This is a genomic window from Rhizobium sp. CB3090 (genome assembly GCF_029714285.1).
Taxonomy (GTDB): domain Bacteria; phylum Pseudomonadota; class Alphaproteobacteria; order Rhizobiales; family Rhizobiaceae; genus Rhizobium.
Genome location: NZ_CP121662.1, coordinates 1,329,485 through 1,356,022 on the forward strand (window position 1 = coordinate 1,329,485; position 26,538 = coordinate 1,356,022).

General features: G+C 59.3%; 27 protein-coding genes and 1 tRNA gene. 18 read left to right on the forward strand and 10 right to left on the reverse strand.

Translation table 11 applies throughout. From position 1 onward, the window contains the following. The first annotated feature begins 8 nt into the window (after positions 1 to 8). Positions 9 to 455, forward strand: coding sequence for a type II toxin-antitoxin system RatA family toxin (locus QA646_RS06510; RefSeq protein WP_283058219.1), 447 nt, complete (start codon positions 9 to 11; stop codon positions 453 to 455). A gap of 15 nt (positions 456 to 470) precedes the next feature. Here the strand turns inward: QA646_RS06510 and QA646_RS06515 are convergent, their stop codons facing one another. Both QA646_RS06515 and QA646_RS06520 read right to left on the reverse strand, forming a co-directional pair. Further along, positions 471 to 968 carry a CinA family protein gene (locus tag QA646_RS06515; RefSeq protein ID WP_283058220.1) on the reverse strand — a complete coding sequence of 166 codons (498 nt, stop codon included), beginning with the start codon at positions 966 to 968 and terminating at the stop codon, positions 471 to 473. After that, positions 965 to 2,185: a bifunctional 2-C-methyl-D-erythritol 4-phosphate cytidylyltransferase/2-C-methyl-D-erythritol 2,4-cyclodiphosphate synthase gene (locus QA646_RS06520; RefSeq protein ID WP_283058221.1), complete on the reverse strand. Its 1,221-nt coding sequence runs from the start codon at positions 2,183 to 2,185 to the stop codon at positions 965 to 967. Before QA646_RS06520 ends, QA646_RS06515 begins: the two co-directional genes overlap by 4 nt. A 218-nt stretch (positions 2,186 to 2,403) precedes the next feature. Here QA646_RS06520 and dusB point away from each other — a divergent pair, with 218 nt between their 5' ends. The 8 genes from dusB to hflX all read left to right on the forward strand — a co-directional run bounded on the left by dusB (position 2,404) and on the right by hflX (position 12,651). Then, the gene (dusB, locus tag QA646_RS06525; RefSeq protein ID WP_283058222.1) at positions 2,404 to 3,432 is read left to right on the forward strand and encodes a tRNA dihydrouridine synthase DusB; all 1,029 of its coding nucleotides are present in this window, start codon (positions 2,404 to 2,406) and stop codon (positions 3,430 to 3,432) included. Continuing rightward, positions 3,429 to 4,586, forward strand: a complete 1,158-nt coding sequence (locus QA646_RS06530) for a nitrogen regulation protein NR(II) (protein WP_283058223.1) — start codon at positions 3,429 to 3,431, stop codon at positions 4,584 to 4,586. Before dusB ends, QA646_RS06530 begins: the two co-directional genes overlap by 4 nt. Then, complete coding sequence (gene ntrC / locus QA646_RS06535) at positions 4,583 to 6,034, forward strand: nitrogen regulation protein NR(I) (protein ID WP_283058224.1); 1,452 nt, start codon at positions 4,583 to 4,585, stop codon at positions 6,032 to 6,034. The genes QA646_RS06530 and ntrC overlap by 4 nt, the downstream gene beginning before the upstream one ends. Before the next feature lie 287 nt (positions 6,035 to 6,321). Beyond that, positions 6,322 to 8,595 carry a PAS domain-containing sensor histidine kinase gene (locus QA646_RS06540; protein WP_283058225.1) on the forward strand — a complete coding sequence of 758 codons (2,274 nt, stop codon included), beginning with the start codon at positions 6,322 to 6,324 and terminating at the stop codon, positions 8,593 to 8,595. Beyond that, positions 8,585 to 9,949 (forward strand): sigma-54 dependent transcriptional regulator, encoded by a 1,365-nt coding sequence (locus QA646_RS06545; protein ID WP_283058226.1) that lies wholly within the window; start codon positions 8,585 to 8,587, stop codon positions 9,947 to 9,949. The genes QA646_RS06540 and QA646_RS06545 overlap by 11 nt, the downstream gene beginning before the upstream one ends. Positions 9,950 to 10,023: 74 nt before the next feature. Continuing rightward, entirely contained in the window at positions 10,024 to 10,887 is an 864-nt protein-coding gene (locus QA646_RS06550) for a D-amino-acid transaminase (protein ID WP_283058227.1), read from the forward strand. Positions 10,888 to 10,995: 108 nt separating this feature from the next. Then, positions 10,996 to 11,238 carry an RNA chaperone Hfq gene (hfq, locus tag QA646_RS06555; protein ID WP_007693481.1) on the forward strand — a complete coding sequence of 81 codons (243 nt, stop codon included), beginning with the start codon at positions 10,996 to 10,998 and terminating at the stop codon, positions 11,236 to 11,238. 48 nt (positions 11,239 to 11,286) lie between these two features. Then, positions 11,287 to 12,651 (forward strand): GTPase HflX, encoded by a 1,365-nt coding sequence (gene hflX, locus QA646_RS06560; protein ID WP_283058986.1) that lies wholly within the window; start codon positions 11,287 to 11,289, stop codon positions 12,649 to 12,651. Positions 12,652 to 12,666: 15 nt separating this feature from the next. On the opposite strand, the gene mazG is transcribed toward hflX, so the two are convergent. Beyond that, positions 12,667 to 13,503, reverse strand: coding sequence for a nucleoside triphosphate pyrophosphohydrolase (gene mazG, locus QA646_RS06565; protein WP_283058228.1), 837 nt, complete (start codon positions 13,501 to 13,503; stop codon positions 12,667 to 12,669). Positions 13,504 to 13,631: 128 nt separating this feature from the next. After that, positions 13,632 to 14,219, reverse strand: a complete 588-nt coding sequence (locus QA646_RS06570) for a nucleoside deaminase (protein WP_283058229.1) — start codon at positions 14,217 to 14,219, stop codon at positions 13,632 to 13,634. A 288-nt stretch (positions 14,220 to 14,507) separates the two neighbouring features. On the opposite strand from QA646_RS06570, the gene cysG reads away from it, so the two are divergent. From cysG to QA646_RS06595, 5 genes are all read left to right on the forward strand, one after another. Continuing rightward, positions 14,508 to 15,950 (forward strand): siroheme synthase CysG, encoded by a 1,443-nt coding sequence (cysG, locus tag QA646_RS06575; RefSeq protein WP_283058231.1) that lies wholly within the window; start codon positions 14,508 to 14,510, stop codon positions 15,948 to 15,950. A gap of 3 nt (positions 15,951 to 15,953) precedes the next feature. Beyond that, positions 15,954 to 16,268: a DUF2849 domain-containing protein gene (locus QA646_RS06580; RefSeq protein WP_283058232.1), complete on the forward strand. Its 315-nt coding sequence runs from the start codon at positions 15,954 to 15,956 to the stop codon at positions 16,266 to 16,268. Between the two features lie 7 nt (positions 16,269 to 16,275). Further along, the gene (locus QA646_RS06585) at positions 16,276 to 17,949 is read left to right on the forward strand and encodes a nitrite/sulfite reductase (RefSeq protein ID WP_283058234.1); all 1,674 of its coding nucleotides are present in this window, start codon (positions 16,276 to 16,278) and stop codon (positions 17,947 to 17,949) included. Between the two features lie 10 nt (positions 17,950 to 17,959). Continuing rightward, positions 17,960 to 18,472, forward strand: coding sequence for a DUF934 domain-containing protein (locus tag QA646_RS06590; protein WP_283058235.1), 513 nt, complete (start codon positions 17,960 to 17,962; stop codon positions 18,470 to 18,472). A gap of 238 nt (positions 18,473 to 18,710) precedes the next feature. After that, the gene (locus QA646_RS06595) at positions 18,711 to 19,523 is read left to right on the forward strand and encodes a ferredoxin--NADP reductase (RefSeq protein WP_283058236.1); all 813 of its coding nucleotides are present in this window, start codon (positions 18,711 to 18,713) and stop codon (positions 19,521 to 19,523) included. A 52-nt stretch (positions 19,524 to 19,575) separates the two neighbouring features. Here the strand turns inward: QA646_RS06595 and QA646_RS06600 are convergent, their stop codons facing one another. From QA646_RS06600 to QA646_RS06615, 4 genes are all read right to left on the reverse strand, one after another. Next, a complete protein-coding gene (locus tag QA646_RS06600; RefSeq protein ID WP_283058238.1) occupies positions 19,576 to 20,190 on the reverse strand; it encodes a GntR family transcriptional regulator in 615 nt (204 codons plus the stop codon). Positions 20,191 to 20,443: 253 nt separating this feature from the next. Further along, positions 20,444 to 20,650 (reverse strand): hypothetical protein, encoded by a 207-nt coding sequence (locus QA646_RS06605; RefSeq protein WP_028753159.1) that lies wholly within the window; start codon positions 20,648 to 20,650, stop codon positions 20,444 to 20,446. 173 nt (positions 20,651 to 20,823) lie between these two features. After that, positions 20,824 to 21,081, reverse strand: a complete 258-nt coding sequence (locus QA646_RS06610; protein WP_283058239.1) for a GlsB/YeaQ/YmgE family stress response membrane protein — start codon at positions 21,079 to 21,081, stop codon at positions 20,824 to 20,826. A gap of 135 nt (positions 21,082 to 21,216) precedes the next feature. Next, on the reverse strand, positions 21,217 to 21,423 hold the full coding sequence (locus QA646_RS06615) for a hypothetical protein (protein WP_283058240.1): 207 nt from the start codon (positions 21,421 to 21,423) through the stop codon (positions 21,217 to 21,219). Between the two features lie 475 nt (positions 21,424 to 21,898). Here QA646_RS06615 and QA646_RS06620 point away from each other — a divergent pair. Beyond that, a tRNA-Lys gene (locus QA646_RS06620) sits at positions 21,899 to 21,974 on the forward strand. 150 nt (positions 21,975 to 22,124) lie between these two features. Here the strand turns inward: QA646_RS06620 and QA646_RS06625 are convergent. Further along, positions 22,125 to 22,358, reverse strand: coding sequence for a helix-turn-helix domain-containing protein (locus QA646_RS06625; protein ID WP_283058241.1), 234 nt, complete (start codon positions 22,356 to 22,358; stop codon positions 22,125 to 22,127). A 203-nt stretch (positions 22,359 to 22,561) separates the two neighbouring features. Here QA646_RS06625 and QA646_RS06630 point away from each other — a divergent pair, with 203 nt between their 5' ends. Continuing rightward, entirely contained in the window at positions 22,562 to 23,314 is a 753-nt protein-coding gene (locus QA646_RS06630) for a cytochrome c biogenesis CcdA family protein (RefSeq protein ID WP_283058242.1), read from the forward strand. 66 nt (positions 23,315 to 23,380) lie between these two features. On the opposite strand, the gene QA646_RS06635 is transcribed toward QA646_RS06630, so the two are convergent. Next, complete coding sequence (locus QA646_RS06635) at positions 23,381 to 24,583, reverse strand: UbiH/UbiF family hydroxylase (RefSeq protein WP_283058243.1); 1,203 nt, start codon at positions 24,581 to 24,583, stop codon at positions 23,381 to 23,383. 213 nt (positions 24,584 to 24,796) lie between these two features. Between QA646_RS06635 and pcsA the strand changes: the two genes are divergently transcribed. Together pcsA and QA646_RS06645 are read left to right on the forward strand one after the other, a co-directional pair. Then, positions 24,797 to 25,522 (forward strand): phosphatidylcholine synthase, encoded by a 726-nt coding sequence (gene pcsA / locus QA646_RS06640; protein ID WP_283058244.1) that lies wholly within the window; start codon positions 24,797 to 24,799, stop codon positions 25,520 to 25,522. 18 nt (positions 25,523 to 25,540) lie between these two features. Further along, positions 25,541 to 26,521, forward strand: a complete 981-nt coding sequence (locus tag QA646_RS06645; RefSeq protein ID WP_283058987.1) for a quinone oxidoreductase — start codon at positions 25,541 to 25,543, stop codon at positions 26,519 to 26,521. Positions 26,522 to 26,538: the final 17 nt, after the last annotated feature.

Below are 26,538 nucleotides of genomic sequence, written 5' to 3' on the forward strand. Positions count from 1 at the left end.
TGCCGCTCATGCCTCAGTTTGAAACGCACCGCCCCGTTCCGCACTCGCCTGACCAGATGTTCGATCTCGTGGCCGATGTCGAGCGATATCCGGAATTCCTGCCGCTTTGCGAGGCGCTGGTTGTCCGCAACCGTAAGGAACGCGACGGCAAGACCTTGCTGATTGCCGATATGACTGTTGGCTACAAAGCAATCCGCGAGACTTTTACGACGCAGGTGCTTTTGAACAAGAAGGAGCGGGCGATCGATGTGAAATATATCGACGGTCCGTTCAAATATCTCGACAACCGCTGGCGCTTCACGCCATCGGAAAGCGGCGGATGCAGCATTGATTTCTTCATCGAGTATGAGTTCAAGAGTCGCATCCTTGGCGCCCTGATGGGATCGATGTTCGATCGCGCTTTCCGTATGTTCACCGATGCCTTCGAGACGCGCGCGAAAAAGATCTACGCTTGAAGCGGGAGTTCGGCGTTACTTGCCGAGAGTGATCAGCATTTCCAATGCGGTCTTCAAGGTGGCGAGGCGAACCTTGTCGCGGCCGATATCGCCATAGCGCATTTCATCATGGATGAGTGCGCCGCTACGCGCCTTGGCGGCGAGATGAACGAGGCCGACCGGCTTGTCCGCGGAACCGCCACTCGGTCCGGCAACACCGGTGACTGCGACGGCAAAGTCAGCCCGGGAGCGGAAAAGGGCGCCGTGGACCATCTGCAGTGCCGTCTCTTTGGACACGGCACCGAACTGCGCAAGGGTCTGCTCTTGAACACCAAGCATGTCGATCTTTGCTGTATTCGTATAGGTCACGAAACCGCGGTCGACGACCGCCGATGAGCCGGGAATCTCTGTCAAAGCGCCGGCGATCAGCCCGCCGGTGCAGGATTCGGCCGTGGCGACCGTCCAGCCCTTCGCGGCAAAATCGGAGATGATACTCCGGGCGAGCGCCAGAATATCGTCGGGAAAATGGGTCATGCCTTGCCTCCGCGATAAACGACCGTCGCCGTGGCAATGGCCGCAATGCCTTCGCGGCGGCCGACGAAGCCGATCTTTTCGTTCGTGGTCGCCTTCACCGAGCAGCGCTCAAGGTCTATCCCCAAAAATTCGGAGAGCTTGGCACGCATCGCCTCCCGGTGCGGCCCGACCTTCGGCGCCTCGGCGATCAGCGAGACATCAGCATTCATGATCGTGCCGCCGTGATCGCGAACGATCTTGGCCGCATGTTCGATGAAGATGCGGGAAGGCGCCCCCTTCCATTGCGGATCGGAGGGCGGAAAGTGATCGCCGATATCGCCGGCGCCGCAGGTGGCGAGCAAGGCGTCGGTCAGCGCATGCAGGGCCACATCGGCGTCGGAGTGGCCCTTCAGCCTCTGGTCATGAGGAATGAAGACGCCGCAGAGCGTCACGCCATCGCCCGGCTCGAGCTGGTGGACATCATAGCCGTTGCCGGTGCGCACATCCGGCAGCAGGCCGGCGGAAAGCTTTTCATCGGCCATGGCGATATCCCTTTTGATCGTCAGTTTGACATTGTCGGCGCTGCCGGCAACGAGCGTCACCGGCAGACCGCTCCATTCGGCGATCGCGGCATCGTCAGTGAAATCCGTCTTGTTTTCTGCTGCGGCTTTTTCATGCGCAGCCAGAATATCGGCGAACCGGAAGGACTGCGGCGTCTGCGCGGCGTAGAGCCCTGTGCGCGGCACGGTTTCAGCCACCAATCCAGTCGCATCGGCTCGTTTCAGCGTATCCGTCACTGGCATGGCAGGCAGTACCGCAGGTGCGCCGACGGCCAGCGCCACGGCAACGCGATCAAGCAGATCGTGGTCGAAGAAGGGGCGCACAGCATCGTGGATCATGACATGCGTGACGCCCGCATTTTGCAACTGCCGTAGTCCGGCAAGTACCGATTGCTGACGGGAGGCTGCCCCGAAAGCAATCTCGACCTCAGGCGATTCGGCAAGCTGTTGCAGCGCGGTTTGCAGCAATGTCTCGTCATCGCGATGAATGACGATCACGATCTTTGCTGCCTGCGGCCATGTCACGAATTTTTCAAGCGTATGCGCAATAACCGACCGGCCGCCGATCGGGCGATACTGCTTCGGGCCTTCCTCGGGCGATCCCGCCCGCTCGCCACGTCCGGCTGCAACGATCACGATTCCGATCGACATCGGTTGCATTGAGTGCATTTGCGTCATAAACCCCCAGGGATGAAAGGCCTTCGCTCCAGCATGATCTCCAAAAATGTGAAGCTGTTTTGGCAGGATCAGACTGAACAGATCGCCCAAGCGGGACCTCGCTCCAGCAGGGTCTATCGCCTCGATTGGGCATTTTCCAGCATTTGTCCAAAAAATATCGGCATTCTCCGAAACCCCTTGGCAAGCTTCATAAGACTGTCTAAAAATAGTGCAGATATATGGTGTGCCTGAAAGATAATCATTTGTTTCCGTCCGAACTTGCAGCCCCATTTTTCATCGGCTCGGTGCCCATCCGCAATCGCGTGATCCTCGCGCCGATGTCGGGCGTGACAGATTTGCCTTTCCGGCAGCTCGCTCTGCGTTATGGGGCTGGCCTAGTCGTCACTGAAATGGTCGCCAGCCGCGAATTGGTGCAGGATACGGCCGAATCCTGGGCGCGGCTGAGAAGCGCCGGGCTGAAGCCGCATATGGTGCAACTGGCCGGTCGCGAGGCGCATTGGATGGCCGAGGCGGCGAAGATCGCCGCCGACAATGGCGCCGATATCATCGACATCAATATGGGGTGCCCTGCCAAGAAGGTCATCGGCGGCTATTCCGGTTCGGCGCTGATGCGCGATCCGGATCATGCGCTGAGCCTGATCGATGCGACGGTCAAGGCGGTCGATATACCGGTAACGCTGAAGATGCGGCTCGGCTGGGACGAAAATTCCCTCAACGCGCCGCACATCGCCCGCCGTGCCGAGGAAGCGGGAATCCAGCTTGTCACTATTCATGGCCGCACGCGCATGCAGTTTTATGAGGGCAGGGCGGATTGGGATGCCATTCGTGCCGTGCGCGATGTCGTCTCCATTCCGTTGGTGGCCAATGGCGATGTCGATACACCGGAGGACGCTCGGGAGATACTGCGACGCTCCGGCGCCGATGCCGTGATGGTCGGCCGCGGCTGTCAGGGCCGGCCCTGGCATGCGGGTGTGCTTGCCGGCCATCCTCATCCGGATCGTAGCGAGATCGCCGATATTGCCCTGGAGCATTACCAGATGATGCTGGCGTTCTATGGCGAAGCCGTAGGTATTCGCCATGCCCGCAAACATCTCGGCTGGTATCTGGACCGTTACGCCCCCGCCATAACAGGTGCTGAAAAGGCAGGAATCATGACTTCGAAAGATAGCCGGGAGGTGGCGGCATTGTTCCATGCGGCACTGCAGAGCGGTTCCGATCTCGCCCAAGGCATCCAGGAGGCCGCATGAGTCCCAAATCCGATTCCGAAGTCCCGGATCATACGGGCAGCGCCGTGGCCATGGCCGTTCTCAACGCGATCCAGAACCCCGTCGTCATGGTCAACGAGGCCGGCCTGATCGCATTTGCCAATTGGGAGGCCGAAGCCTTCTTCGGCGCCAGTGCCTCGCACCTGTCGCGCTATGAAATTTCCGCCTTCATTCCCTTCGGAAGTCCGCTGCTGGCCCTGATCGAACAGGTGCGCGAACGCCGTGGCCCGGTCAACGAATATCGCGTCGATCTCAGCTCACCGCGCCTCGGCCAGGACAAGCTGGTAGACATCTACGTTGCGCCTGTTTCGAGCGAACCTGGCTCGGTGGTGATCGTCTTCCAGGAACGATCCATGGCCGACAAGATCGACCGGCAATTGACCCATCGTGCCGCCGCCCGTTCGGTGACAGGCCTTGCCTCGATGCTGGCGCATGAGATCAAGAACCCGCTCTCCGGTATCCGCGGAGCGGCCCAATTGCTGGAACAATCGGTAGAGGATGACGACCGCGGGCTGACGCGCCTCATCTGCGACGAGACCGATCGCATCGTCTCGCTGGTCGATCGGATGGAGGTCTTTTCCGACGAGCGTCCGATCGACCGCGTGCCGGTCAACATCCATTCCGTCCTCGATCATGTGAAGGCGGTGGCGAAGGCCGGTTTTGCGCGCAACATCAAGATCACCGAGAACTATGACCCGTCATTGCCGGCGGTCTATGCCAATAGAGACCAGCTCGTGCAGGTCTTTCTCAATCTGGTGAAGAATGCTGCCGAAGCCATTGGCGACCGGCCGGATGGCGAGATCGTGCTGACGACGGCCTATCGCCCGGGCATCAGGCTCTCGGTTGCCGGCACGCGCGAGAAGATCTCGCTGCCTCTGGAGTTCTGCGTGATCGACAATGGCCCTGGCGTGCCCGCCGATCTCCTGCCGCATCTCTTCGATCCATTCATCACGACGAAGACCAATGGCACCGGCCTTGGCCTCGCGCTGGTCGCCAAGATCATCGGCGATCATGGCGGCATCGTCGAATGCGATAGCCAGAATCACCGCACCACTTTCCGCGTCCTGATGCCGGCCTCCAAAGGCATCACGCTTGAAGACGCTCCTCTTCCGAACTTCACAGGGACTACTCGATGACAGCTACGATCCTTGTCGCCGACGATGATGCGGCCATCCGCACCGTGCTCAATCAGGCTTTGAGCCGCGCGGGTTACGATGTGCGCATCACATCCAACGCCGCCACGCTCTGGCGTTGGGTTTCTGCCGGCGAAGGCGACCTCGTTGTAACCGACGTCGTCATGCCTGACGAAAACGCCTTCGACCTGCTGCCGCGCATCAAGAAGGCGAGGCCGGAGCTGCCCGTTCTGGTCATGAGCGCGCAGAATACCTTCATGACGGCGATCAAAGCTTCGGAAAAGGGCGCCTATGACTATCTGCCGAAGCCCTTCGACCTGACGGAGCTGATCGCCATCATCGGCCGTGCGCTATCCGAACCGAAGCGCAAGCCCGCCAAACTCGATGACGACATGCAGGACGGCATGCCGCTGGTTGGCCGATCTGCGGCTATGCAGGAAATCTACCGCGTATTGGCGCGCCTGATGCAGACGGACCTGACGCTGATGATCACCGGCGAATCCGGCACCGGCAAGGAGCTCGTAGCCCGCGCGCTGCATGATTACGGCAAGCGCCGCAATGGTCCCTTTGTCGCTATCAACATGGCGGCAATCCCGCGCGACCTCATCGAATCCGAATTGTTCGGCCATGAAAAGGGCGCCTTCACCGGCGCACAGACGCGCTCGACCGGCCGCTTCGAGCAGGCCGAAGGCGGCACGCTGTTTCTCGATGAAATCGGCGATATGCCGATGGATGCCCAGACACGCCTGCTGCGCGTCCTGCAGCAGGGCGAATATACGACCGTCGGCGGCCGCACGCCGATCCGCACCGACGTCCGTATCGTTGCCGCGACGAACAAGGATTTGAAGCAGGCGATCAATCAGGGCCTCTTCCGCGAAGATCTCTACTATCGCCTCAATGTCGTGCCGCTACGCCTGCCGCCGCTGCGTGACCGCGCCGAAGATATTCCCGATCTCGTCCGTCATTTCGTGCAGCAGGCGGAAAAGGAAGGACTGGGCTCGAAGCGGTTCGACCAGGAAGCCCTGGAGCTGATGAAGGCCTATCCCTGGCCGGGCAACGTGCGCGAGCTGGAAAACCTCATCCGCCGGCTGATGGCGCTCTATCCGCAGGATGTTATCACCAAAGAGATCATCGATGCCGAGTTGCGGGCCGATGTGCCCGACAGCCCGATCGAAAAGGGTCCGGTTCGCACCGGCTCCATGACCATCGCCCAGGCGGTCGAGGAGAACATGCGTACCTATTTCGCCGGCTTCGGCGACAATCTGCCGCCGCCAGGGCTCTATGATCGGGTTCTTACGGAAATGGAATATCCGCTGATCCTTGCCGCGCTGACCGCAACCCGCGGCAATCAGATCAAAGCCGCCGATTTGCTTGGCCTCAACCGCAATACATTGCGCAAAAAGATCAGAGAACTGGGTGTTTCCGTCTATCGGAGCTCCCGCACCGCTTGACAATGTGATCGGATGCGTTGCATTTTCGCCACAATGCGTTGCTTAAAGGTCACGCAGCCGGTTAACCATTTTTGTGGTAGCGATTCGTCGGGTGTGCTTCTGCGCAAGAGGAAATTGTTCAGTAGTTTCAGTTCATTATTCAAATGATTTGAAACGGAAGTTTCGCGTTAAATGCGAAACTGGATGACGGTTCCTTATCTTTGCCTGTCGCTCTTGCTGCCGCCAAAACAGTGCTGATGAAATTTTGGCCCGGGCGCCGACCGCCGCCTGCGCCCGGAGAGATGGGAATGAAGCAGGACGCGGTGTCGCCGACAACGAGCGACGAGGCGGTCGTCAAGGTGACGGACCGTCGTGCATCCTTCGCACTTCCTGGCCTGATCTTGGCCGGCGGCGCGCTTTTGTGCGCGATTGCCACGCTTCTGATGCTTCTGGGGCTGACGCCGATTGCCCCCACGTCATCCGTCGTCTTCACTTCCGTCGTCATCAACGGCCTGTTCGTTCTGGGGCTGATGGCCTTGATCGCGCGTGAAGTTGCGCGCCTCGTGAAAGCCCGTAGTCGCGGCCGCGCGGCGGCACGCCTGCATATCCGTATCGTCGTTCTCTTTTCCATCGTCGCGATCACGCCGGCGATCCTTGTCGCCATTGTCGCCAGTTTGACGCTGAATGTCGGCCTCGATCGCTGGTTTGCGCTGCGCACGCAGCAGATCATCAGCTCCTCGCAGAATGTCGCCCAAGCCTATCTGATGGAAAACGCCAGCTACCTGCAGGGCCAGACCGTTTCCATGGCGAACGATCTGGAGCGCAATCGCACGCTCTACAGTCTCGACCGCACCGGTTTCGCCGATCTGATGACCCGCCAGGCCAAGGGCCGCGGTTTGCTGGGCGCTTTCCTGGTGCGCCGTGACGGCACCGCGATTGTTCAGGCCGACATTAAGACCGAGCGGCCGCTGCCGGCAATTCCGAAGGATGCACTCGACGCCTCTGCCGACGGCCAGCCGACGCTCATACCGCCCGGTGTCACCAACCTCGTCGGTGCGGTCATCAAATTGGATGAAATTCCAGGCGCCTTTCTGTATACGGTCCGGGCCGTCGATCCGCGCGTCATGAACGCCATGCGCATGGTCGAAGACAACACGGCCGAATACAAGGCGATGGAAGCAGGCCGTATGTCCCTGCAGATCGCCTTTGCCGTGCTATACATCGGCTTTGCCTTGATCGTGCTTTTGGCGGCGATCTGGACCGCGATCGCGGTTGCCGACCGTATCGTACGGCCGATCCGGCTTTTGATCAGCGCTGCCGACAATGTCGCGTCCGGCAACATGAATGTGCTGGTGCCGGTGCGCGCAGCCGATGGCGACGTCGGCAGCCTGTCGCGCACCTTCAACAAGATGATCTCGGAGATCCGCACGCAGCGCGACGAGATCCTCGAAGCCAAGGACGAAGTGGACGATCGCCGCCGTTTCATCGAAGCGGTGCTTTCCGGTGTCACTGCAGCCGTGATCGGCGTCGAACACGACCGGCGCATCACCATTGCCAACACATCCGCCGAAGAGCTGCTGACACTGAAGAGCGACGAACTCGTCGGCAAGAACCTGGCTGAGATAGCCCCTGAAGTCGAGCAGGTCGTGACGGAAGCGACCACCCGGCATCGCAATGATTTCCGCAAGCAGATCAGCCTGGTGCGCGGCGGCACGGTGCGAACACTGAGCGTTCAGGTGACACGCGAGGAATCGCGCGATTCGAACGAATCCTACGTCATCACGCTCGACGACATTACCGATCTGGTCATCGCCCAGCGTTCGACCGCCTGGGCCGATGTTGCCCGCCGTATCGCGCATGAAATCAAGAACCCGCTGACGCCGATCCAGCTTTCCGCCGAGCGCATCCGCCGCCGCTTCGGCAAGAATATCGCCGAGGCCGATCGCCCCGTCTTCGATCAATGCACCGACACGATCATCCGCCAAGTCGGCGACATCGGTCGCATGGTCGATGAATTCTCGTCCTTCGCCCGTATGCCGAAGCCGACCATGGAGCCAAGCGACCTGCGCGACATCCTGCGCGATGCGGTGTTCCTGCGCGAAATGGGCAATAACCACGTCAAGTTCGAGCGCGAACTTGGCGAGGAGCGGCTGGAAGGCATGTTTGACATACGCATGCTGGGCCAGGCCTTCGGCAATCTCATCAAGAATGCCGTCGAGGCGATCGAGGGCGTGCCGAGCGGCGAGACGCGCGAGGAGCCTAAAGTTCTCGTCCGTTCATTCCTGGATTCAGAGCGCGACCGCTTTACGGTTGACGTCATCGACAATGGCCGCGGCCTTCCCGTCGAGAACCGGCACAGCATTCTCGAGCCTTACATGACGATGCGTGAGAAGGGGACTGGCCTTGGGCTCGCGATCGTCAAGAAGATCATTGAAGACCATGGCGGGCAGCTCGAACTGCACGATGCTCCCGCCGATTTCGACCAGGGCAGGGGTGCCATGATCCGCGTGCATTTGCCGCGTCGTGAGCAGGCCGCCGTAGCCCAAGCAGCAAGTGACAAGGAAAGCGTTTATGGCATCTGATATTCTCGTGGTGGATGATGAGGAAGATATTCGCGAAATCGTTTCGGGAATTCTTTCGGATGAGGGGCATGAGACTCGCACCGCGTTCGACAGCGACAGTGCTCTGGCAGCTATCTCCGATCGAGCGCCGCGGCTGATTTTCCTCGATATCTGGATGCAAGGCAGCAAGCTCGACGGGTTGTCGCTGTTGGATGAGATCAAGACGCGTCATCCGGAACTGCCGGTGGTGATGATCTCCGGCCACGGCAACATCGAAACCGCCGTTTCCGCTATCAAGCGCGGCGCCTTCGATTTCATTGAGAAGCCGTTTAAGGCCGACCGGCTGATCCTGATCGCCGAACGCGCGTTGGAGAATTCCAAGCTGAAGCGCGAGGTTTCGGAGCTGAAGCGCCGCACCGGCGATGCCGTCGAGCTGATCGGCACATCGGTTGCCGTTTCGCAGCTCCGGCAGACCATCGACAAGGTCTCGCCGACCAATAGCCGAGTGATGATCTTCGGCCCCTCCGGTTCCGGCAAGGAACTCGTGGCCCGCATGATCCACAAGAAGTCGACACGGGCCAACGGTCCGTTCGTCGCGCTGAATGCCGCAACGATCACGCCTGAACGAATGGAAATCGCGCTGTTCGGCACCGAGGGATCGCCGGGCCAGCCGCGCAAGATCGGTGCGCTGGAGGAGGCCCATCGCGGCATCCTCTATCTCGATGAGGTCGGCGAGATGCCGCGCGAGACGCAGAACAAGATCCTGCGGGTGCTGGTCGATCAGCAGTTCGAGCGCGTCGGCGGCTCAAAGCGCGTGAAAGTCGATGTGCGCATCATATCGTCGACTGCCTACAATCTGGAAAGCCGGATCGCCGAAAGCCTGTTCCGCGAAGACCTCTATCACCGTCTTGCCGTGGTTCCGGTGCGAGTGCCGGCGCTCGCCGAACGGCGGGAGGACATTCCATTCCTCGTCGATCAACTGATGCGGCAGATTTCGGAGCAGGCCGGCATCCGCTCGCGCCGCATCGGCGACGATGCCATGGCGGTGCTGCAGGCGCATGATTGGCCGGGCAATATCCGCCAGCTTCGCAACAATATCGAGCGCTTGATGATCCTCGCGCGCACCGACGGCGCTGAGGCCCCCATCTCGGCGGAGATGCTGCCGACTGATCTCGGCGACATGCTGCCGAAGGTTTCCGCCAAAAACGACTATCACATTATGACATTGCCGCTGCGCGAAGCCCGCGAAATGTTTGAGCGCGACTACCTGATCGCGCAAATCAACCGCTTCGGCGGCAATATTTCGCGCACCGCCGAGTTCGTCGGCATGGAGCGCTCGGCGCTGCACCGCAAGCTGAAGTCGCTCGGCGTCTGAAGTCATTGCGCGGCAGTTCCGGTCTGCCCCGCAACTTCCTCATATCCTTCAAGAAATTCTGATCGGGGTCCGCCATGCCGAGAATAGCTTATGTCAATGGCCGTTACGTCAAGCACAGCGACGCGATGGTCCATGTCGAGGATCGCGGTTATCAATTTGCCGATGGTGTCTATGAGGTTTGCGAGGTCCGTCACGGTTTGATCGTTGATTTGACTCGCCATCTTGATCGTCTCAACCGCTCGCTCGGCGAACTGCGCATCGCCTGGCCGATGAGCCGCGCGGCGCTGATCCATGTGATTCGCGAGACCCTGCGCCGCAATCATGTCCGCAACGGCCTGTTCTATCTGCAGGTGACGCGCGGCGTCGCCCGCCGTGATCATGTCTTCCCGGCCGAAGGCACGCCTTCGTCGATTGTCGTCACCGCCAAGAGCACCGATCCGTCCATCATCGCCAAGAAAAATGCCAATGGCATCAAGGCGATTACCGTGCGCGACAATCGTTGGGATCGGGTCGACATCAAGTCTGTCGGGCTTCTGTCGAACGCGTTGGCTCGCCAGCAGGCCAAGGAAGCCGGCGCACAGGAGGCCATCTATATCGACCATAACGGCATGGTGAAGGAGGGCGCGGCGACTAACGTCTGGATCGTCGATACCGACGGCAACCTTGTCACGCGCCCGGCCGAGCACGGCATTTTGCGCGGCATCACGCGTACGACGCTGATGGATGTCGCCGCGAAATTGGAGCTTGCGATCGTCGAGCGTTTCTTCTCCGTCGAGGAGATGATGGCGGCGCGCGAAGTGTTCATCACGGCCGCTACCAGCATTTGTTTTCCGGTGGTTGCCATCGATGGCGAGGCGATTGCCAACGGTCATCTCGGAAGCGTTTCGCAGAAAATTCGCGAAGCCTTTTTCGACGTTGCGGAAAAGACTGCGATTTGATACCAACATTCGCTGGAGGGGAGAGAATGAGGGTATCTCCTGTCCGGGGTCTCAGTATATCTTGATATTTCACCGGCTTAGGCCGGCAAAAAAGAAAGAAGCGGCGCGATGGCGGAACGTTCTCAAAACTTGCAGGACCTATTTCTCAATACTGTTCGCAAGCAAAAGATTTCACTCACCATCTTTTTGATCAACGGCGTAAAGCTCACGGGCGTTGTTACGTCCTTCGACAATTTCTGCGTCCTGCTGCGTCGAGACGGCCATTCACAGCTCGTCTACAAGCATGCGATCTCCACGATCATGCCTGGCCAACCGATGCAGATGTTCGAGAGCGAAGAAGTCGCATCCTAACTAGGATTTGCCGTTATCACGACACGCGATACGAAAAACGATTCCATTATCCCGGAAACTGCGAAGCATCGGGACGATGCGCATGCTGTCGTCATAGTGCCTGTCCTGAAGCAGGCGCGCGCATCGCGCTCCGCGCAGGCGGATGGTGCGACGATCACCTCCCGTTCCCCAGAAAGCCGGCTTGAAGAAGCCAAGGGTCTGGCGCTCGCCATCGACCTGGATGTCGTCAACGGCTCGATTGTGCCGATCAGCGATCCGCGCCCGGCGACGCTTCTCGGCACCGGCAAGATCGAGGAAATCCGCGCGCTGCTCGATGAATTCGATGCCGGCCTGGTGATCGTCGATCATCCGCTGACGCCGGTACAGCAGCGCAATCTTGAGAAGGAATGGAACGCCAAGGTCATCGACCGCACGGGCCTGATCCTTGAAATCTTCGGCCGCCGCGCCTCCACCAAGGAAGGTACGCTGCAGGTCGATCTTGCGCATTTGAACTACCAGAAGGGCCGGCTCGTTCGAAGCTGGACCCACCTTGAGCGCCAGCGCGGCGGCGCGGGCTTCATGGGCGGCCCCGGTGAAACCCAGATCGAAGCCGACCGGCGCATGCTGCAGGAGCGGATCATCCGGCTCGAACGCGAGCTGGAGCAGGTGGTGCGCACCCGCCAGCTTCACCGTGCCAAGCGCAAAAAGGTGCCGCATCCGATCGTGGCATTGGTGGGCTACACCAACGCCGGCAAGTCGACGCTGTTCAACCGGATCACCGGCGCCGGCGTCCTGGCCGAGGACATGCTATTTGCGACGCTCGATCCGACGCTGCGGCGCATGAAGCTGCCGCATGGCCGCACCGTGATTCTCTCCGATACCGTCGGCTTCATTTCCGACCTGCCGACCCATTTGGTGGCCGCTTTCCGCGCCACATTGGAAGAAGTCCTGGAAGCCGACCTGATTCTGCATGTGCGCGATCTTTCGGATGACGACAATCAGGCGCAGAGCGCCGATGTCATGCGCATTCTCGGCGATCTCGGCATCGGCGAGGCGGAAGGGGCGGGACGCATCCTCGAAGTCTGGAACAAGATCGATCGGCTGGAGCCGGAGGCGCATGATGCCATCGTCCAGAAGGCATCGACCGCCGAAAACGTCATCGCGGTCTCGGCAAGGAGCGGCGAGGGCGTCGATCGCCTGATGAACGAAATCAGCCGCCGGCTTTCCGGTGTCCTGACCGAGACGACGATCACGCTGCCCGTCGATAGGCTGGCGTTGTTGCCATGGCTCTACAATCACGCCATCGTCGATGGCCGCGAAGACAATGAGGACGGCACCGTCACCTTGGATTTGCGCTTGACCGAGACGGAAGCGGCAGAGTTGGAGCGGCGCATGGGCAACGGCCCGAAACCGCAGCGCGAGGACTGGGAATAGGCGTCCTCCGGCGTCCTATTCAGCGAGCTGACGCTCAATCGCCTTCGCCGCCTGCCAGATATCTTCCATCCGCTCCAGAGAGGCCCCGTCCAGGGTTTCCCCTTCGGCAGCGAGTGTCGTTTCGATGTGATTGAAACGACGGCGGAATTTCGTGTTCGTGCCGCGCAATGCCTGCTCGGGATCCGCCTTCACATGCCGGCCGATGTTGACGACGGCGAAGATCAGATCGCCCAGCTCGTCGCTGACCTTGGCCCTATCGCCGCTCGCAAGTGCCACCCGCAATTCGTCGATTTCCTCCTCGATCTTATCGAGGATCGGCTCTGGCGCCGACCAGTCGAAACCGACCTGGGCGGCGCGTTCCTGCAACTTCAGCGCCTCAGTCAAGGCGGGGAAGCTGCGCTGCACCGAACCGAGGAAACCGGTGTTGAAATCCTCGGATATCCCCCGGCGTGCCCGGCGCTCGGCGCGCTCGCGCTTCTCTTCCGCCTTGATCTCTTCCCATTGCAACTTCACTGCATCGGGCGTATCGGCGCCGGAGACGGCGAAGACATGCGGGTGCCTGCGGATCATCTTGCGAGTAATGGCCTCCACCACATCGCCAAAAGAGAATTCCCCCGCTTCCTCGGCCATGCGGGCATGGAAAACGACCTGCAGCAGGAGATCGCCGAGCTCCTCGCAAAGATCGTCCATATCCCTGCGTTCAATCGCATCGGAAACCTCGTAGGCTTCCTCGATCGTATAGGGCTTGATGGTCTCGAAGGTTTGGACGATGTCCCACGGGCAACCGGTCTCGGGATTGCGCAGCGCCGCCATGATTTCGATCAGGCGGGATATGTCTCGCGATGCTTCCATCGGGGCCTCTATGGTCTTGTCTAGAGCAATTCCAGGAAAAGTGCGTGAGCCGCTTTCCACCCGGAATTGCGTGAAAACAAAGAGATAGAGCAGTCCAGCGATTCCGTGAAGCGCTGAACTGCTCTTGCTCAGTTCAGTGGAATGTCGTTGTCGCTCTTGCTCGTCTGGTAGCGGTCGGAGAGCGTCGCATAGCCGGCCTTGATGCGGGCCGTCTGTTCCTTGAGCGCCGTCTTCAGCGGGTCCGCTTCGGTTTCGACGAGATCGGCAACGGCAAAGCTGTTCCAGAAGGCATTCTGCCGGCGATAGCCGCCCGGTTCCAGTCCAAACACCTCTTTCAGAATCTTCAGGTCATGCGGGATCGCGAAGGCGTCGCGGGAATCCTCGTGGCTGAAGAAATAGTAGAAATTATCGAAGCCGGCCCAGGTGATTGCCGACATGCACATGGTACAGGGCTCGTGCGTGGAGAGGAAGATCAGGTCCTTGGTCGCAGGCTTCTCGCCAAGTTCGTAGAAGCGCTTCAACGCATGGACTTCGCCATGCCAAAGCGGATTTTCGAGCTCGTTGTTCGTTTCGGCAATGACCAGCGAAAGGTCGGATTTGCGCAGGATCGCTGCGCCGAACACCTTGTTTCCGGCGGCAACGCCTCTTTGCGTCAACGGCAGAATATCGTGTTCCATGACATCGAGGAGGCGGGCGGCGATGGTGTTGGCGGGCAAGCGGGGCACTCCGAGACATTTTCCTTGATCTTAACGGCATCGCCGGCGCGGCGGAATGCGCAAATGACGTATGGACTCCGTTTGCCACAGGCAATAGGACTATTCTTGATACAAGAAGTACTAAAAGTCTATGGATTTCCTGTATTTATGCTATTCTGACTGACTGGTGAGTTTTGCTCAAATCGGAGAGATGTCGAGCAAAAGAATACGGACTCGGCGGAGCATTAGAATTTCTGTTTCTTCAATCTGCTGGCCGCTAAGGTGATATTCGGGCAATCTCGAAGTGGAATGATAATGCCTCCCAGGACTCAACAGCTTTCGGTGTTTCCCGCCTTCTTTCGCGTGGAAGGAAGGATCGCGGCTGTCTTCGGCAATGGTGATGAAGCCTTTGCCAAGACGCGGTTGCTGATGAATACGCAGGCAAAGATCGTCGCCTATACGCAAATGCCGGAAGCCGACTATCACTCCTTCCTGATCGCCAATCGCATCGAGACCGTACGAACGGCTTTTTCTCCGGATCAGGTCGAGGGGGCCGCCCTGGTTTTCGCGGCCACCGGCGATGCCGAAGCCGACCGCGCCATCGTGGATGCTGCCCGCGCCGCAAGAATTCCAGCGAATGCCGTCGATCAGCCGGACTATTGCGATTTCTACACCCCGGCGCTGGTCAACCGCGCCCCCGTCGCCGTCGCCATCGGCACGGAAGGGGCTGGCCCGGTGCTGGCACAGATGATCCGCGCGCAGATCGACCAGTTGCTGTCGCCCTCGCTCGGCAAGCTCGCGGAACTCGCGACGAGCTATCGGAAATCCGTCGATCGCCTCGTGCCGCGTGGCGTCGCACGCCGCGTCTTCTGGCGCCGTTTCTTTTCCGGTCCTGTCGCTGACGCCGTCAGTGCCGGCCATTTGTCGCAGGCCGAACGCGCCGCCGATAGTTTGCTGCGCTCGATGCACAAGGTCGAGGGCCATGTGTGGCTGGTCGGTGCCGGTCCTGGCGCGGAAGATTTGCTGACGCTGCGCGCCCAACGCGTAATGATGGAAGCCGATGTCATCGTCTATGACGCGCTCGTCCCGCAGGCGATCGTCGATATGGGCCGCCGTGATGCCGAACGTCTTTCTGTCGGCAAACGCAAGGGCTGCCACACGAAATCCCAGGAAGAGATCAACGATCTGCTGGTGCAGCTTGGCCGGGACGGCAAGCGCGTCGTGCGGCTGAAGTCCGGCGATCCGCTGGTCTACGGTAGGGCGGGCGAGGAAATGGCTGCCCTGCGCGCTGCCGGCATCACCTATGAGGTTGTTCCGGGCATCACCTCGGCCTTTGCTGCTGCTGCCGATTTCGAGCTGCCGTTGACACTGCGCGGGGTCGCCTCATCGCTGGTCTTCACCACCGGTCACGACCTGACCGGCGATGTCCTGCCGGACTGGGCGAGCCTTGCTATATCCGGCGCGACCATCGCCGTCTACATGGGGCGTACGGTCGCCGCTTCCGTGGCTGGCCGCCTGATGGAGGCCGGGCTTCCGCCCGAGACCACCGTTGCCGTCATCGAGAATGCCAGCCGTCGTGACCGCCGCCTCATGCATGGCACATTGAAAGACCTGCCTGACCTGGAGCATCGCGATGAGCTGAGCGGTCCGGTCATGGTCATTATCGGCGACGCTGTCGCCGGCGCGAATTTTGAACAGTCCGAGCCGCTGGTCCGTCAGGAGACCGTCGCTCAAGAATTTGCAAGGAGCTGATCCATGGTCGACAAGGTTCTGACCGCAAACCGGCTGACCGATGGCATTGCCGTCTGGTTGAATGCCGATGGTGAGTGGGCGACCTCGCTGCAGGGGGCGCTCGTCGCCCGCCATGCTGAGGCGGAAGCCGAACTCGAAGTGATCGGCAAGAAGGCCTATGCTGACAACAAGGTTGTCGACGTTGCCTTGATCGAAGTTCGGGAAACCGGCGGCAAGCTCTGGCCGCTGCGTTTGCGTGAGCGCATCCGCGCGGAAGGTCCCACCATGGAATACGCGCCGGGTTATGCCGCGGCCGATCCGGAATTCATTGCAGTCTGAGGAAATCATGTATCGTTACGACGAATTTGACCACGCCTTTGTTGCGGAACGGGTTTCCCAGTTCCGCGATCAGGTGCAGAGGCGCCTTGCGGGTGAACTCGAGGAGGATGCCTTTAAGCCGCTGCGCCTAATGAACGGCGTCTATCTGCAGCTTCATGCCTATATGCTGCGCATCGCTGTTCCTTATGGCACGCTGAGTTCGCGCCAGGTGCGCATGCTGGCACATATTGCGCGCACCTATGATCGCGGTTACGGCCATTTCACCACCCGCCAGAACCTGCAGTTCAACTGGCCGAAGCTGTCCGACATACCCGACGTGCTTGCCGAGCTTGCCTCCGTCGAGATGCATTCCATCCAGACGTCGGGCAATTGCATTCGCAACGTCACTGCCGACCATTTTGCCGGTGCTGCTGCCGACGAGGTCGCCGATCCGCGTCCCTATGCGGAAATCCTGCGCCAGTGGTCGTCGGTTCATCCGGAATTCTCCTTCTTGCCGCGTAAGTTCAAGATCGCGGTCACCGGCGCCGAACGCGACCGCGCTGCAATCCAGGTGCACGACATCGGCCTGCATTTGAAGAAAAACGACAAGGGCGAGATTGGCTTTGCCGTTTATGTCGGTGGTGGGCAGGGCCGCACGCCGATGGTCGCCAAGCTGATCCGCGACTTCCTGCCGGAAGAAGACCTGCTGTCTTACACGACCGCCATCGTGCGCGTGTACAATCTGCATGGCCGCCGCGACAACAAATTCAAGGCCCGTATCAAGATCCTCGTGCACGAAACCGGCGCCGAGGAATTGACTCGTCAGGTCGAGGCCGAATTTGCGAAACTGAAGGACACGGAGCTGAAGCTGCCCGAGGCGGACGTTCAGGCGATTGCGACCTATTTCGCCCCGCCGGCTCTGCCGGAGCGGGCCGAAGGCTGGGAAAACCTCGCCCGTTGGAAGAAGGCCGATCCGGAATTTGCTCGCTGGGTGCAGCAGAACGTGCAGCCGCACAAGAACCCCGATTACGGCATGGTGACGATCTCTCTGAAGCCGATCGGCGGTATTCCGGGCGATGCTTCGGATGCGCAGATGGATGCGGTCGCCGATATCGCAGAAGAATATGCCTTCGACGAAATCCGCGTCAGCCACGAGCAGAACCTGATCCTGCCGCATGTGGCGCTGGCCGATCTTGAAGCGGTCTATCGCGCTCTGGTCGCTGTCGGCCTGGGGACCGCCAATGCCGGTTTGATTACCGACATGATCGCCTGCCCAGGGCTCGATTATTGCGCTCTCGCTAATGCCCGTTCGATCCCGGTTGCGCAGGAAATCTCCAAGCGCTTCGGTTCCCCCGAGCGTCAGGCCGAGATCGGTGAGCTGAAGATCAAGATTTCGGGCTGCATCAATGCCTGCGGCCACCACCACGTCGGCCATATCGGCTTGCTTGGCGTCGAGAAGAAGGGTGCGGAACTGTATCAGATCACGCTCGGCGGCTCCGGCGATGAGCATACCTCGATCGGTGAGATCATCGGCCGCGGCTTCGAGCCGGAGAAGGTGACCGATGCGATCGAGACGATCGTCGACACCTATCTCGGCCTGCGTCTGGAGCCCTCCGAAACCTTCCTCGCCGCGTATCGCCGCGTCGGACCGCAGCCTTTCAAGGATGCGCTCTATGGCTCGGCAGCGGCCGAAGCGGCGTAAGGGGATGGCTATGACGAAGATTTGGCGGGAAACCGGTTTTGTTGCAAACGATCCCTGGATCATCGAGACTGATGAGCTGAAGGCGACTGAAGAGCAAAAGCCGCTGCTCGGCCTCGATGCCCTGATTGCCAAGGCTGAAGAAAGCAATGACGTCGGCCTGGGCGTGCTGATCAAGCCGGCTGACGACGTGACCAAGCTGGAACCCTATCTCGATCGTCTGGAGATCATCGCCGTGGCGTTTCCGGCTTTCAACGATGGCCGCGCCTTCAGCCACGCCTCGCTGCTGCGACAGCGCCTCGGCTACACCAACGAGCTGCGTGCGGTTGGCGATGTGCTGATCGACCAGATTCCATTGATGCTGCGCGTCGGTATCGACAGTTTCGCTGTCACCAACGCGACGGCGCTGAAGCGGCTTTCGGAACAGCGCCTGCCGGGCATTCCGCATTACTATCAGCCGACCGCCCGGCATGCCGAAGGTGGCCAAGCCTATAGTTGGCGCCGCCGGCCCGCCAAAACGGCCTAGTTCAGCCTTCGAGGCCAGGAATCACGGCAATGCGAAATACATTGGATTGCCGCATTCTGGGTGATGACTATATACGGCTCACATGATGCGTGAATCTTGATTGGAACACGCATATTTTATGCCGGTGCCGTGGGATGGAATAGAATGCCTTTAAATCGAGGCTATATTATAATATCAGCCTCGCAAAATGCAGCTTGCCAAGATTGACGTGTACGACGAATACGGGATCCGAGACCGAATGAACGCCCCCGCTAAAAACGAAGAATTTGTTTCCGCAGTGCCCGCCGGCGTCTTTGCCGAGAAGGTACTGAGCGTGACGCATTATACAGACCGGCTCTTTCGCTTTACGATGACCCGGCCGCAGGGCTTCCGCTTCCGCTCGGGCGAATTCGCGATGATCGGTCTCATGGTCGACGGCAAGCCGCTTTACCGCGCCTATTCGATCGCGAGCCCCGCCTGGGCCGACGAGCTGGAATTCTTCTCGATCAAGGTGCCGGACGGTCCGCTGACCTCGCATCTGCAGAACATCAAGCCGGGCGACGAGGTGCTGATGCGCAAGAAGCCGACGGGTACGCTGGTGCTCGACGCGCTGACGCCGAGCAAGCGGCTCTATATGTTCTCGACCGGCACCGGCATCGCGCCTTTCGCCAGCCTGATCCGCGATCCCGAGACCTATGAGAAGTTCGAGGAAGTGATCCTCACCCATACGACCCGCGATGTGGCAGAGCTGAAATACGGCTTCGACCTCGTCGAGGAAATTCGCAGCGATGAAATCCTGAGTGAAGTCGTCGGCGACAAGCTGCGCCACTATGCGACCGTCACCCGCGAAGAGTTTCCCTTCAAGGGCCGTATTACCGATCTCATCGAAAATGGCAAACTCTTCACCGATCTCGGTGTTCCGGCATTGGATCCCGCCATCGACCGCGGCATGATCTGCGGCTCCTCGGCTATGCTGAAGGATACCAAGGATCTGCTTGAGAAGGCAGGTCTCAGCGAGGGTGCCAACAGCAAGCCGGCCGAATTCGTCATCGAACGCGCCTTCGTCGGCTGAGGATCTTTGATATCGGAATAGGAAGGCGGTCTCGATAGCGAGGCCGCCTTTTTCATCCGTTGCTGAGATAATCGATCAGGATCGCCATCACCTTGCGGGCATCTTCGCCATCGCCTCGATGGATCGCCTTGATGACGCTGACATGCAGCGCGATCGACCGGTCCATGCCATCAGGCGTGGCCGTCGAATACCAGAGCCGGCGCGAATGTGTCTGCACAGGTCCGAGTGCGGCCATGATAAAGCTGTTGGGACAGGCCTCTTCGAGGATTTCATCGAAGGCCTTGTCGGCGGCGAAGAAGCCGGGCAGATCGCGCGTTGCGGCGCAGTCGGTCATCAGCCGGGCGCACTTGAGCAACTGTTCCCGCTGTTCTTCAGTGGCATGACTGGCGACCAGCGATGCGGCGATCGGTTCGAGTTCGCGCCTGACCTGCATGACATGCATATGGTCTCCCGGACGAATCTCCGCGATCTGCAATCCGACGCGCGGCCTTACATGAATCAGCCCTTGCCATGCCAGCTTCTGGATAGCCTCGCGCACCGGCGTACGCCCATGACCCGCCAATTCGATCAGTTGCTTTTCCGTCACCAGTGCCCCCGGCTTCAGCGCCAGCGTAACGATCCGATGCTCAAGGGCGAGATAGGCGAGATGGCTTTGCGAATTCTGCATTCTCGAGCGATTCCATTGATATATCAAAAGTTGCCATGTCGTCGTTGCTATGGCAAGCGATGGTGATATATCAGGCATGGGCGGCTTTATTTGCACTCAGGCATCCGCGCCGGCGTGGATGCCTGCAGCAAATCATTGCCGTATCTGCAAGGCGCTGGCGAGCCTGCCGGGCCTGTAGAGCTTCTGATTTGGTGGAGCCGGGCCGTTGGGCCGGGCGGAAGGGAACCCGGTGTTCTATGACCGTGCGATAAGGTCAATAGCCGATTGCGGAGGAAAGGCTCGGCGGTTTCCGCTTGGCAGCCATCAGCAAATCCAGTTCCGTCGAAGAAGGTCCGAACTTGTCAAACAGCCGCTTGGCTTCTTTGTCGTCGAGGCGATATTTTCGCGCGAATTCGGCGATGCTGTAGGGGCGACCGCGTATTACCTTCCGGCCCGGCGTCTGATTGGCGCTTTGGGTCATGCTTCCAACCTCCTCTTCCGTCTACCAACAAAAGCTAGGGCTGCGGATGAGGTTGAAAAGGGTTGTGAAAGTCAGAATGTCACATAAATACAATAAAAAAGGGAAGACGAGACATTCCCATCTTCCCCTTGACCATCTCTGTCCAGACGGCTTTCTGCTCGCGCAACTGGCGCCTATCGTCTGATCAACCGACCGACGAAGATCAGGATGCAAGCACCGATGAAGCCAGTGATCAGATAATTGAGCCAAGCGTTGAACGGCAATACGATGTGCAGGGCTCCCAGGAGCCAGCTAGCGACAATTGCGCCGACGATGCCGAGGATGATGTTCATGATGACGCCCATGTTGCTTTCCATGAGCTTTTCAGCGAGCCAGCCGGCTAGGCCGCCAATAATGATTGCTGCGATCCAACCGACGTGTGCGTCTTCCATAAAGATCCTCCTGAGGGAATCGGCAGGTTTTTGATAAACGCCGGTATACACCAAAAGCGATTCGGCCCGCAAACAATTGCGTCTGGGTTGCGATGAGAGCCGCCGGCGGACAAATCGCGAATATTGGGAAAAATCTTACGGTCGTTCCGGTGGGCCGAGGCAAGCCTTGAGGTCGGCGAGCTGTTTTCTCAGGTCCTCGGCGATTTCGTCGGTCGTGTCGATGAACCGGTTGTTTTCGACGGCGTGTACGCGGATGCGGCCCTGCTTCAGACAATGCAGGTGGAAACGCAGAAACCGCTCCTGTGCCTTGCACCATTTATCGAACTCGGATTTCTGCTTCATTGGCGCCCTGACCCCAGTGCCGGCTCAAACCTGATGCCGACCAGATGCCTTAAGAATTCACGCAACTAGCATTCGATAATGCCATGTTCGCTCAAAATCATCCTATCAAAACCGTGGTAACATTCTGACATGGTGATCGCCGAGTCATTCGTTCGAATAAGAAAGGCGTAGTCGGCCTTCAAAAAGTCTGCGGCAATCTCCCGAAAAGGCAAGAATAATCCATAAGGCAATCCTTAAATTGAGGAATTATGCCATGCCTTATCATCAAAACGACCAATCCTTGTTTTTTCAAAGAGAGACCTCGCTTCATGCACTGATCTTGGCGATTTGCGCATCGAGACAGGCAGGTTTCGCCACTTCGACTGCGGAAAAGCATTGTCCGCCGCCGTAACCGCGATTTTATGGGTTGACCGCAATAGGGCGTCTGCATATGTTCCGCGCACTTCCAGCCGGGGTGCAATCATCCGCGGAGAGGGAGAGCGTAGCTCAGCCGGTAGAGCAACTGACTTTTAATCAGTAGGTCATGGGTTCGAATCCCATCGCTCTCACCAAAAATTCAAGAAAATCAATAACTTATGGCGATTGGCTTAATGTTGGCCTGTATGGTCGTTTTCGCATTTGTCCTATGTCCGAATGAAAACGACCCGTTTCCGTGTCGGCCGGCCAAGCGATTCACCACGCCGTAGTACCCGTCGGCTTCCTTAGCCAGCGGATGCTCGTTCGACGTAGCGCAGGATTCTGGTCACGGTCGATCGGCTGACGCCTGCCTCTTGAGCGATGCAATCCATCGATTTTCCTTCGGCCTTCAAGCGAAATACGCTTTCCTCTTTATGCCGCATGGCATTGACCGACGAATCGTGCACCGGCATCGCGCCCACGGAGATGGTGTTTTCGGCCGCTGAGGTTTTGGAATGCTCTGTATCGACAGGCGCCATGACACGCTCCCTTGTAATCATTGGAGAGCTAGAAGCAATGACGTCAATATTGCCGTGAGTAAATTCGGATATTAGCGGTATGTGGAGCACGCTTTATTCGGTATGGGTGCGGCCTCGCGCCTGTGCCACCCGCGAAAAGGTGATTGGCCTTCCGGCTCCCGCAACGCTAGTAGGATGGCTGGATGACATAGCCGGAGTCTATCGTGTCGCTTGCCGATATCTCGCTTCTTAGCGCCTTGCTTGCCGGAGCGCTTTCGTTTCTCTCGCCTTGCGTACTGCCGCTGGTGCCGCCTTATCTCTGCTATATGGCAGGCATTTCCGTCGAGCAGTTCCGCGGTGGTGGTGCGGCCGTTGCGGCGGGGCCGAGCGTTCGCGGCAATGTCCTGTTCTCGGCGCTGTTCTTCACGCTCGGCTTTGCGACCGTGTTCATAGCGCTTGGCGCCGGGGCGTCCTCTATCGGCATTCTGCTGCGCCAGCATCTCGATATCCTGGCGAAAATAGGCGGCCTGATCATTGTCGTCATGGGCCTGAATTTCCTCGGCGTTTTCCGACTTCGCATCCTCGCCCGCGAGGCGCGTTTCCAGGGTGGCGGCAAGCCGGCGACGCTGACGGGCGCTTATATCATGGGCCTTGCCTTCGCCTTCGGCTGGACGCCCTGTATCGGCCCGGTGCTCGGGGCGATTCTCGGCGTTGCGGCTTCGCGTGAGACGATCGGCGCCGGCGCTGGGTTGCTCGCCATCTATTCGCTCGGCCTTGCCATCCCCTTCTGGATCGCAGCCGGCTTTTCCGGCGCCTTCATGAGCTTTCTTGTCCGCTTCCGCCGCCATCTCGGCACGGTTGAGAAGATCATGGGCGGGCTACTCGTGCTCACCGGCCTGGCGTTCATATTCGGTTATGTCAGCTACATGGCGATCTGGTTTCAGCAGACCTTTCCAATCCTGACGCAAATCGGTTGAGCGTGATCACCACCGCTTGTTCGGTGGTAACCGTCTCTGGTGCTTTGTTGGATCAGGTCCGGTGCCTTACAGGCGCAGTTTTTCCCGTAGCATCGACGGAAAGCCGCGCAAGCCGCCGCCTGGTTCGATGCCCTCGCGCATAACGAGGTTGCGCAGTGGCGGAATGGCCGAAAGGACATGCAGCCCCGCGGCCCGCAACATCTGGATGGGCAGGAAATCCGAAAGCAGAGAGCGGTTCAGCAGATCGACGCTCGCCGTCCGGCTGATGATATCGAGGCGGCGGCGGCGGTCGAAACTGTCGCCGGCGGATGCTGAAATCGGCTGTCCGGTTGGGCTTGCCAGAATTTCGACGAGCGTCAGGATATCGCGCAGGCTGAGGTTCAGCCCTTGCGCGCCGATCGGCGGGAAAACATGTGCGGCTTCGCCGATCAGCGCGACGCGTCCCTTACCGAAGCGACTGGCCGTCATGCCGGAGAGCGGCCAGACCTGTACGTTGTCTTCGACAGTAACTTTGCCGAGCATGGATTGCATACGGTCCTCGATCAGCCGGCCGAGGTCTTCCAGCGACCTTTCGGCATTGGCGGCAGCTTCCTCCGGCTTCTGCACCCAGACGAGGCTGGAGCGATTGCCAGGCAGGGGAACCTGGGTGAACGGCCCGCTTTCTGTATGGAACTCCGTCGAGATGTTTTGATGCGGCAGCGAATGCGCAAAGTTCAGCACCATGGCCGATTGCGGATAGGACCAGGTCTTGACCTTGATACCGACCGTTTCCCGCACCATCGAATTGCGACCGTCCGCACCGACGACAAAAGCCGTTTTAACCGTATCGCCGTCTTCGAGGATGATGGTGACGCCGTCCTCGCGGACAGTCACCTCGGAGGCCGCCGTCTCGATAAGCGTGATATTGCCCTCCACTTTTACGGCTTCGTTGAGGGCGCTGAGCAGTGCGGCGTTCGGGATATTGTAGCCGAAGGCGTCGAGGCCGATCTCGGAGGCGCGAAAGGCGACGGTCGGCGCACGCAGTAGCCGTGTCGTGCCGTCTATGATCTGCATTGTGATCAGGGGCGCGGTGGAGGGCGCAATCCTGTCCCACAGCGCCAGCCGTTCCAGAAAGCGAATCGATTGGTCCATCAGCGCCGTGGTTCGCCGGTCGGCCTTGTTATGCGGCTGAGCTATAAGCGCAACGGCTCGCCCGCCGCGCGCCAAGGCGATCGCTGCGATCATGCCCGCCAGACCGCCGCCGATAACGGCCACTTCAACCTGCTTCATATCGATGCCTCAATTATCTTTCTTTCTGAAAATAGACGCTTAGCCTGTTGAAATCCATGGGATGAAACATCGCAGCGGGTGAAAATGACAAGAACTCGCGCTAGCCTGTGGCACATGGACGCTTTTGCGCTGGCAGCGCCGGGCAAAGGGTGCATATTAGCTAGAAAAATTGCCTGCCGGGGCAGGTAGATAAGCAGGCGAGTAACGGGGCACATGAAAATCTTCAACTACAAGCGGGTGCCTTACGCGGAGATCCGCGCCTTTTCCGTCCATATATTGACGGCATCCGGCTCGTTCCTCGCCTTTCTCGGCGTTGTCGCGGCGGCGGAACATCGTTTTGTCGATATGTTCTGGTGGCTCGGTCTGGCGTTGCTTGTCGATGGTATCGATGGGCCGATCGCCCGCAAGGTCAGAGTCAAGGAAGTGTTGCCGAATTGGTCCGGCGACACGCTCGACAACATCATCGACTATGTGACCTATGTGCTTCTGCCGGCCTTCGCGCTTTATGAAAGCGGCATGATCGGTGAGCCCTGGTCCTTCGTCGCCGCAGGGATGATCGTCGTATCCAGCGCCATTTATTATGCCGATATGGGCATGAAGACGGAGGAATATTTCTTCTCCGGTTTCCCGGTCGTCTGGAACATGGTGATCTTCACGCTCTTCGTCATCGGCGCCAGCGCAACGACTGCCATGGTTCTCGTCGGCGTTTCGGTCATCTTGACTTTCCTGCCCATCAATTTTCTGCATCCGGTGCGGGTGAGGCGGCTGCGGTCGCTCAATCTCGGCATATTCCTGCTTTGGTCCGCCCTCGGAATATATTCATTGCTCATGTATTTCGTCATGCCGCAATGGGCCGTTATCTTGTTTATCCTCAGCGGCATCTATCTTTATTGCATCGGCGCCGTGCTGCAGTTTTTCCCGTCCCTCGGATGCCAGTAGGATTCGCAGGCCATGAACATGAAGAAGACCCAGGCCATTCGCATTCACGAAAACGGCGGTCCGGAAGTCATGAAGCTGGAAGAGGTCGACCTGCCGTCGCCGGGCGCCGGCGAGGTGCAGATCCGCCATGCGGCGATCGGCCTCAATTTCATAGACGTTTATCTCCGCTCCGGTCTCTACAAGGCGCCTCAGTTTCCATTGTCGCTCGGAAAGGAAGCTGCGGGCACAATTACCGAAGTCGGACCTGGCGTGACCGATTTTGCCGTGGGCGATCGCGTCGCCTATGTCGGCAGTGACGGCGCCTACAGCGTCGAGCGCAATATCGACACACGCTATGTCGTCAAGGTTCCCGATGATATCGAGCTCGAGACCGCGGCTTCGATGATGCTGAAGGGGATGACGGCCGAATATCTCCTTAACCGCACCTTCAAGGTCGGGCCTGAAACGGTGCTGCTGTTTCATGCCGCTGCCGGCGGTGTCGGATTGATTGCCGGACAATGGGCAAAGGCCCTCGGCGCCACGGTGATCGGAACTGCCGGCTCGCCCGACAAGGTGAAGCTGGCGCTGGAGTATGGCTATGATCATGTGATCGATTACAGCCGCGAGAGCTTCGTCGATCGCGTGCATGAGATTACCGGCGGCAAGGGTGTCGATGTCGTCTATGACTCGGTCGGCCGTGATACTTTTCCGCAGTCCCTCGATTGTCTGAAGCGGCGCGGCATGTGGGTGATTTTCGGTCAATCCTCTGGTCCGATTGAAAATTTCGACCTTGCAATCCTCAATCAGAAGGGCTCGCTTTTTGCCACGCGGCCAAGCCTTTTCGCTTATATCGCCACACCTGAGGAACTGAGAGCCAGCGCAAAAGCATTATTTGCTGTTGTGCAAGGCAGCAAAGTGCGTATCAATATCAACCAGACCTATCCGTTGAGTGATGCGGGGCGCGCGCACACGGATCTGGAAACAAGAAAAACGAGTGGAACTACGCTGCTGATCCCATAGGTCCGAAAGGGCAGGAC

Bases quoted from the DNA above. Each gene is read 5' to 3' on its own strand.
- dusB (WP_283058222.1), top strand. From the start codon at position 2,404: ATGGTGTGCCTGAAAGATAATCATTTGTTTCCGTCCGAACTTGCAGCC.
- QA646_RS06515 (WP_283058220.1), bottom strand. From the start codon at position 968: ATGACCCATTTTCCCGACGATATTCTGGCGCTCGCCCGGAGTATCATC.
- ntrC (WP_283058224.1), top strand. From the start codon at position 4,583: ATGACAGCTACGATCCTTGTCGCCGACGATGATGCGGCCATCCGCACC.
- QA646_RS06540 (WP_283058225.1), top strand. From the start codon at position 6,322: ATGAAGCAGGACGCGGTGTCGCCGACAACGAGCGACGAGGCGGTCGTC.
- QA646_RS06595 (WP_283058236.1), top strand. From the start codon at position 18,711: ATGAACGCCCCCGCTAAAAACGAAGAATTTGTTTCCGCAGTGCCCGCC.
- pcsA (WP_283058244.1), top strand. From the start codon at position 24,797: ATGAAAATCTTCAACTACAAGCGGGTGCCTTACGCGGAGATCCGCGCC.
- QA646_RS06585 (WP_283058234.1), top strand. From the start codon at position 16,276: ATGTATCGTTACGACGAATTTGACCACGCCTTTGTTGCGGAACGGGTT.
- QA646_RS06530 (WP_283058223.1), top strand. From the start codon at position 3,429: ATGAGTCCCAAATCCGATTCCGAAGTCCCGGATCATACGGGCAGCGCC.
- mazG (WP_283058228.1), bottom strand. From the start codon at position 13,503: ATGGAAGCATCGCGAGACATATCCCGCCTGATCGAAATCATGGCGGCG.
- QA646_RS06590 (WP_283058235.1), top strand. From the start codon at position 17,960: ATGACGAAGATTTGGCGGGAAACCGGTTTTGTTGCAAACGATCCCTGG.
- QA646_RS06645 (WP_283058987.1), top strand. From the start codon at position 25,541: ATGAAGAAGACCCAGGCCATTCGCATTCACGAAAACGGCGGTCCGGAA.
- QA646_RS06520 (WP_283058221.1), bottom strand. From the start codon at position 2,185: ATGACGCAAATGCACTCAATGCAACCGATGTCGATCGGAATCGTGATC.
- QA646_RS06625 (WP_283058241.1), bottom strand. From the start codon at position 22,358: ATGGCGCCTGTCGATACAGAGCATTCCAAAACCTCAGCGGCCGAAAAC.
- QA646_RS06550 (WP_283058227.1), top strand. From the start codon at position 10,024: ATGCCGAGAATAGCTTATGTCAATGGCCGTTACGTCAAGCACAGCGAC.
- QA646_RS06605 (WP_028753159.1), bottom strand. From the start codon at position 20,650: ATGACCCAAAGCGCCAATCAGACGCCGGGCCGGAAGGTAATACGCGGT.
- QA646_RS06610 (WP_283058239.1), bottom strand. From the start codon at position 21,081: ATGGAAGACGCACACGTCGGTTGGATCGCAGCAATCATTATTGGCGGC.
- hfq (WP_007693481.1), top strand. From the start codon at position 10,996: ATGGCGGAACGTTCTCAAAACTTGCAGGACCTATTTCTCAATACTGTT.
- QA646_RS06510 (WP_283058219.1), top strand. From the start codon at position 9: ATGCCTCAGTTTGAAACGCACCGCCCCGTTCCGCACTCGCCTGACCAG.
- QA646_RS06580 (WP_283058232.1), top strand. From the start codon at position 15,954: ATGGTCGACAAGGTTCTGACCGCAAACCGGCTGACCGATGGCATTGCC.
- QA646_RS06635 (WP_283058243.1), bottom strand. From the start codon at position 24,583: ATGAAGCAGGTTGAAGTGGCCGTTATCGGCGGCGGTCTGGCGGGCATG.
- QA646_RS06545 (WP_283058226.1), top strand. From the start codon at position 8,585: ATGGCATCTGATATTCTCGTGGTGGATGATGAGGAAGATATTCGCGAA.
- QA646_RS06615 (WP_283058240.1), bottom strand. From the start codon at position 21,423: ATGAAGCAGAAATCCGAGTTCGATAAATGGTGCAAGGCACAGGAGCGG.
- QA646_RS06600 (WP_283058238.1), bottom strand. From the start codon at position 20,190: ATGCAGAATTCGCAAAGCCATCTCGCCTATCTCGCCCTTGAGCATCGG.
- cysG (WP_283058231.1), top strand. From the start codon at position 14,508: ATGATAATGCCTCCCAGGACTCAACAGCTTTCGGTGTTTCCCGCCTTC.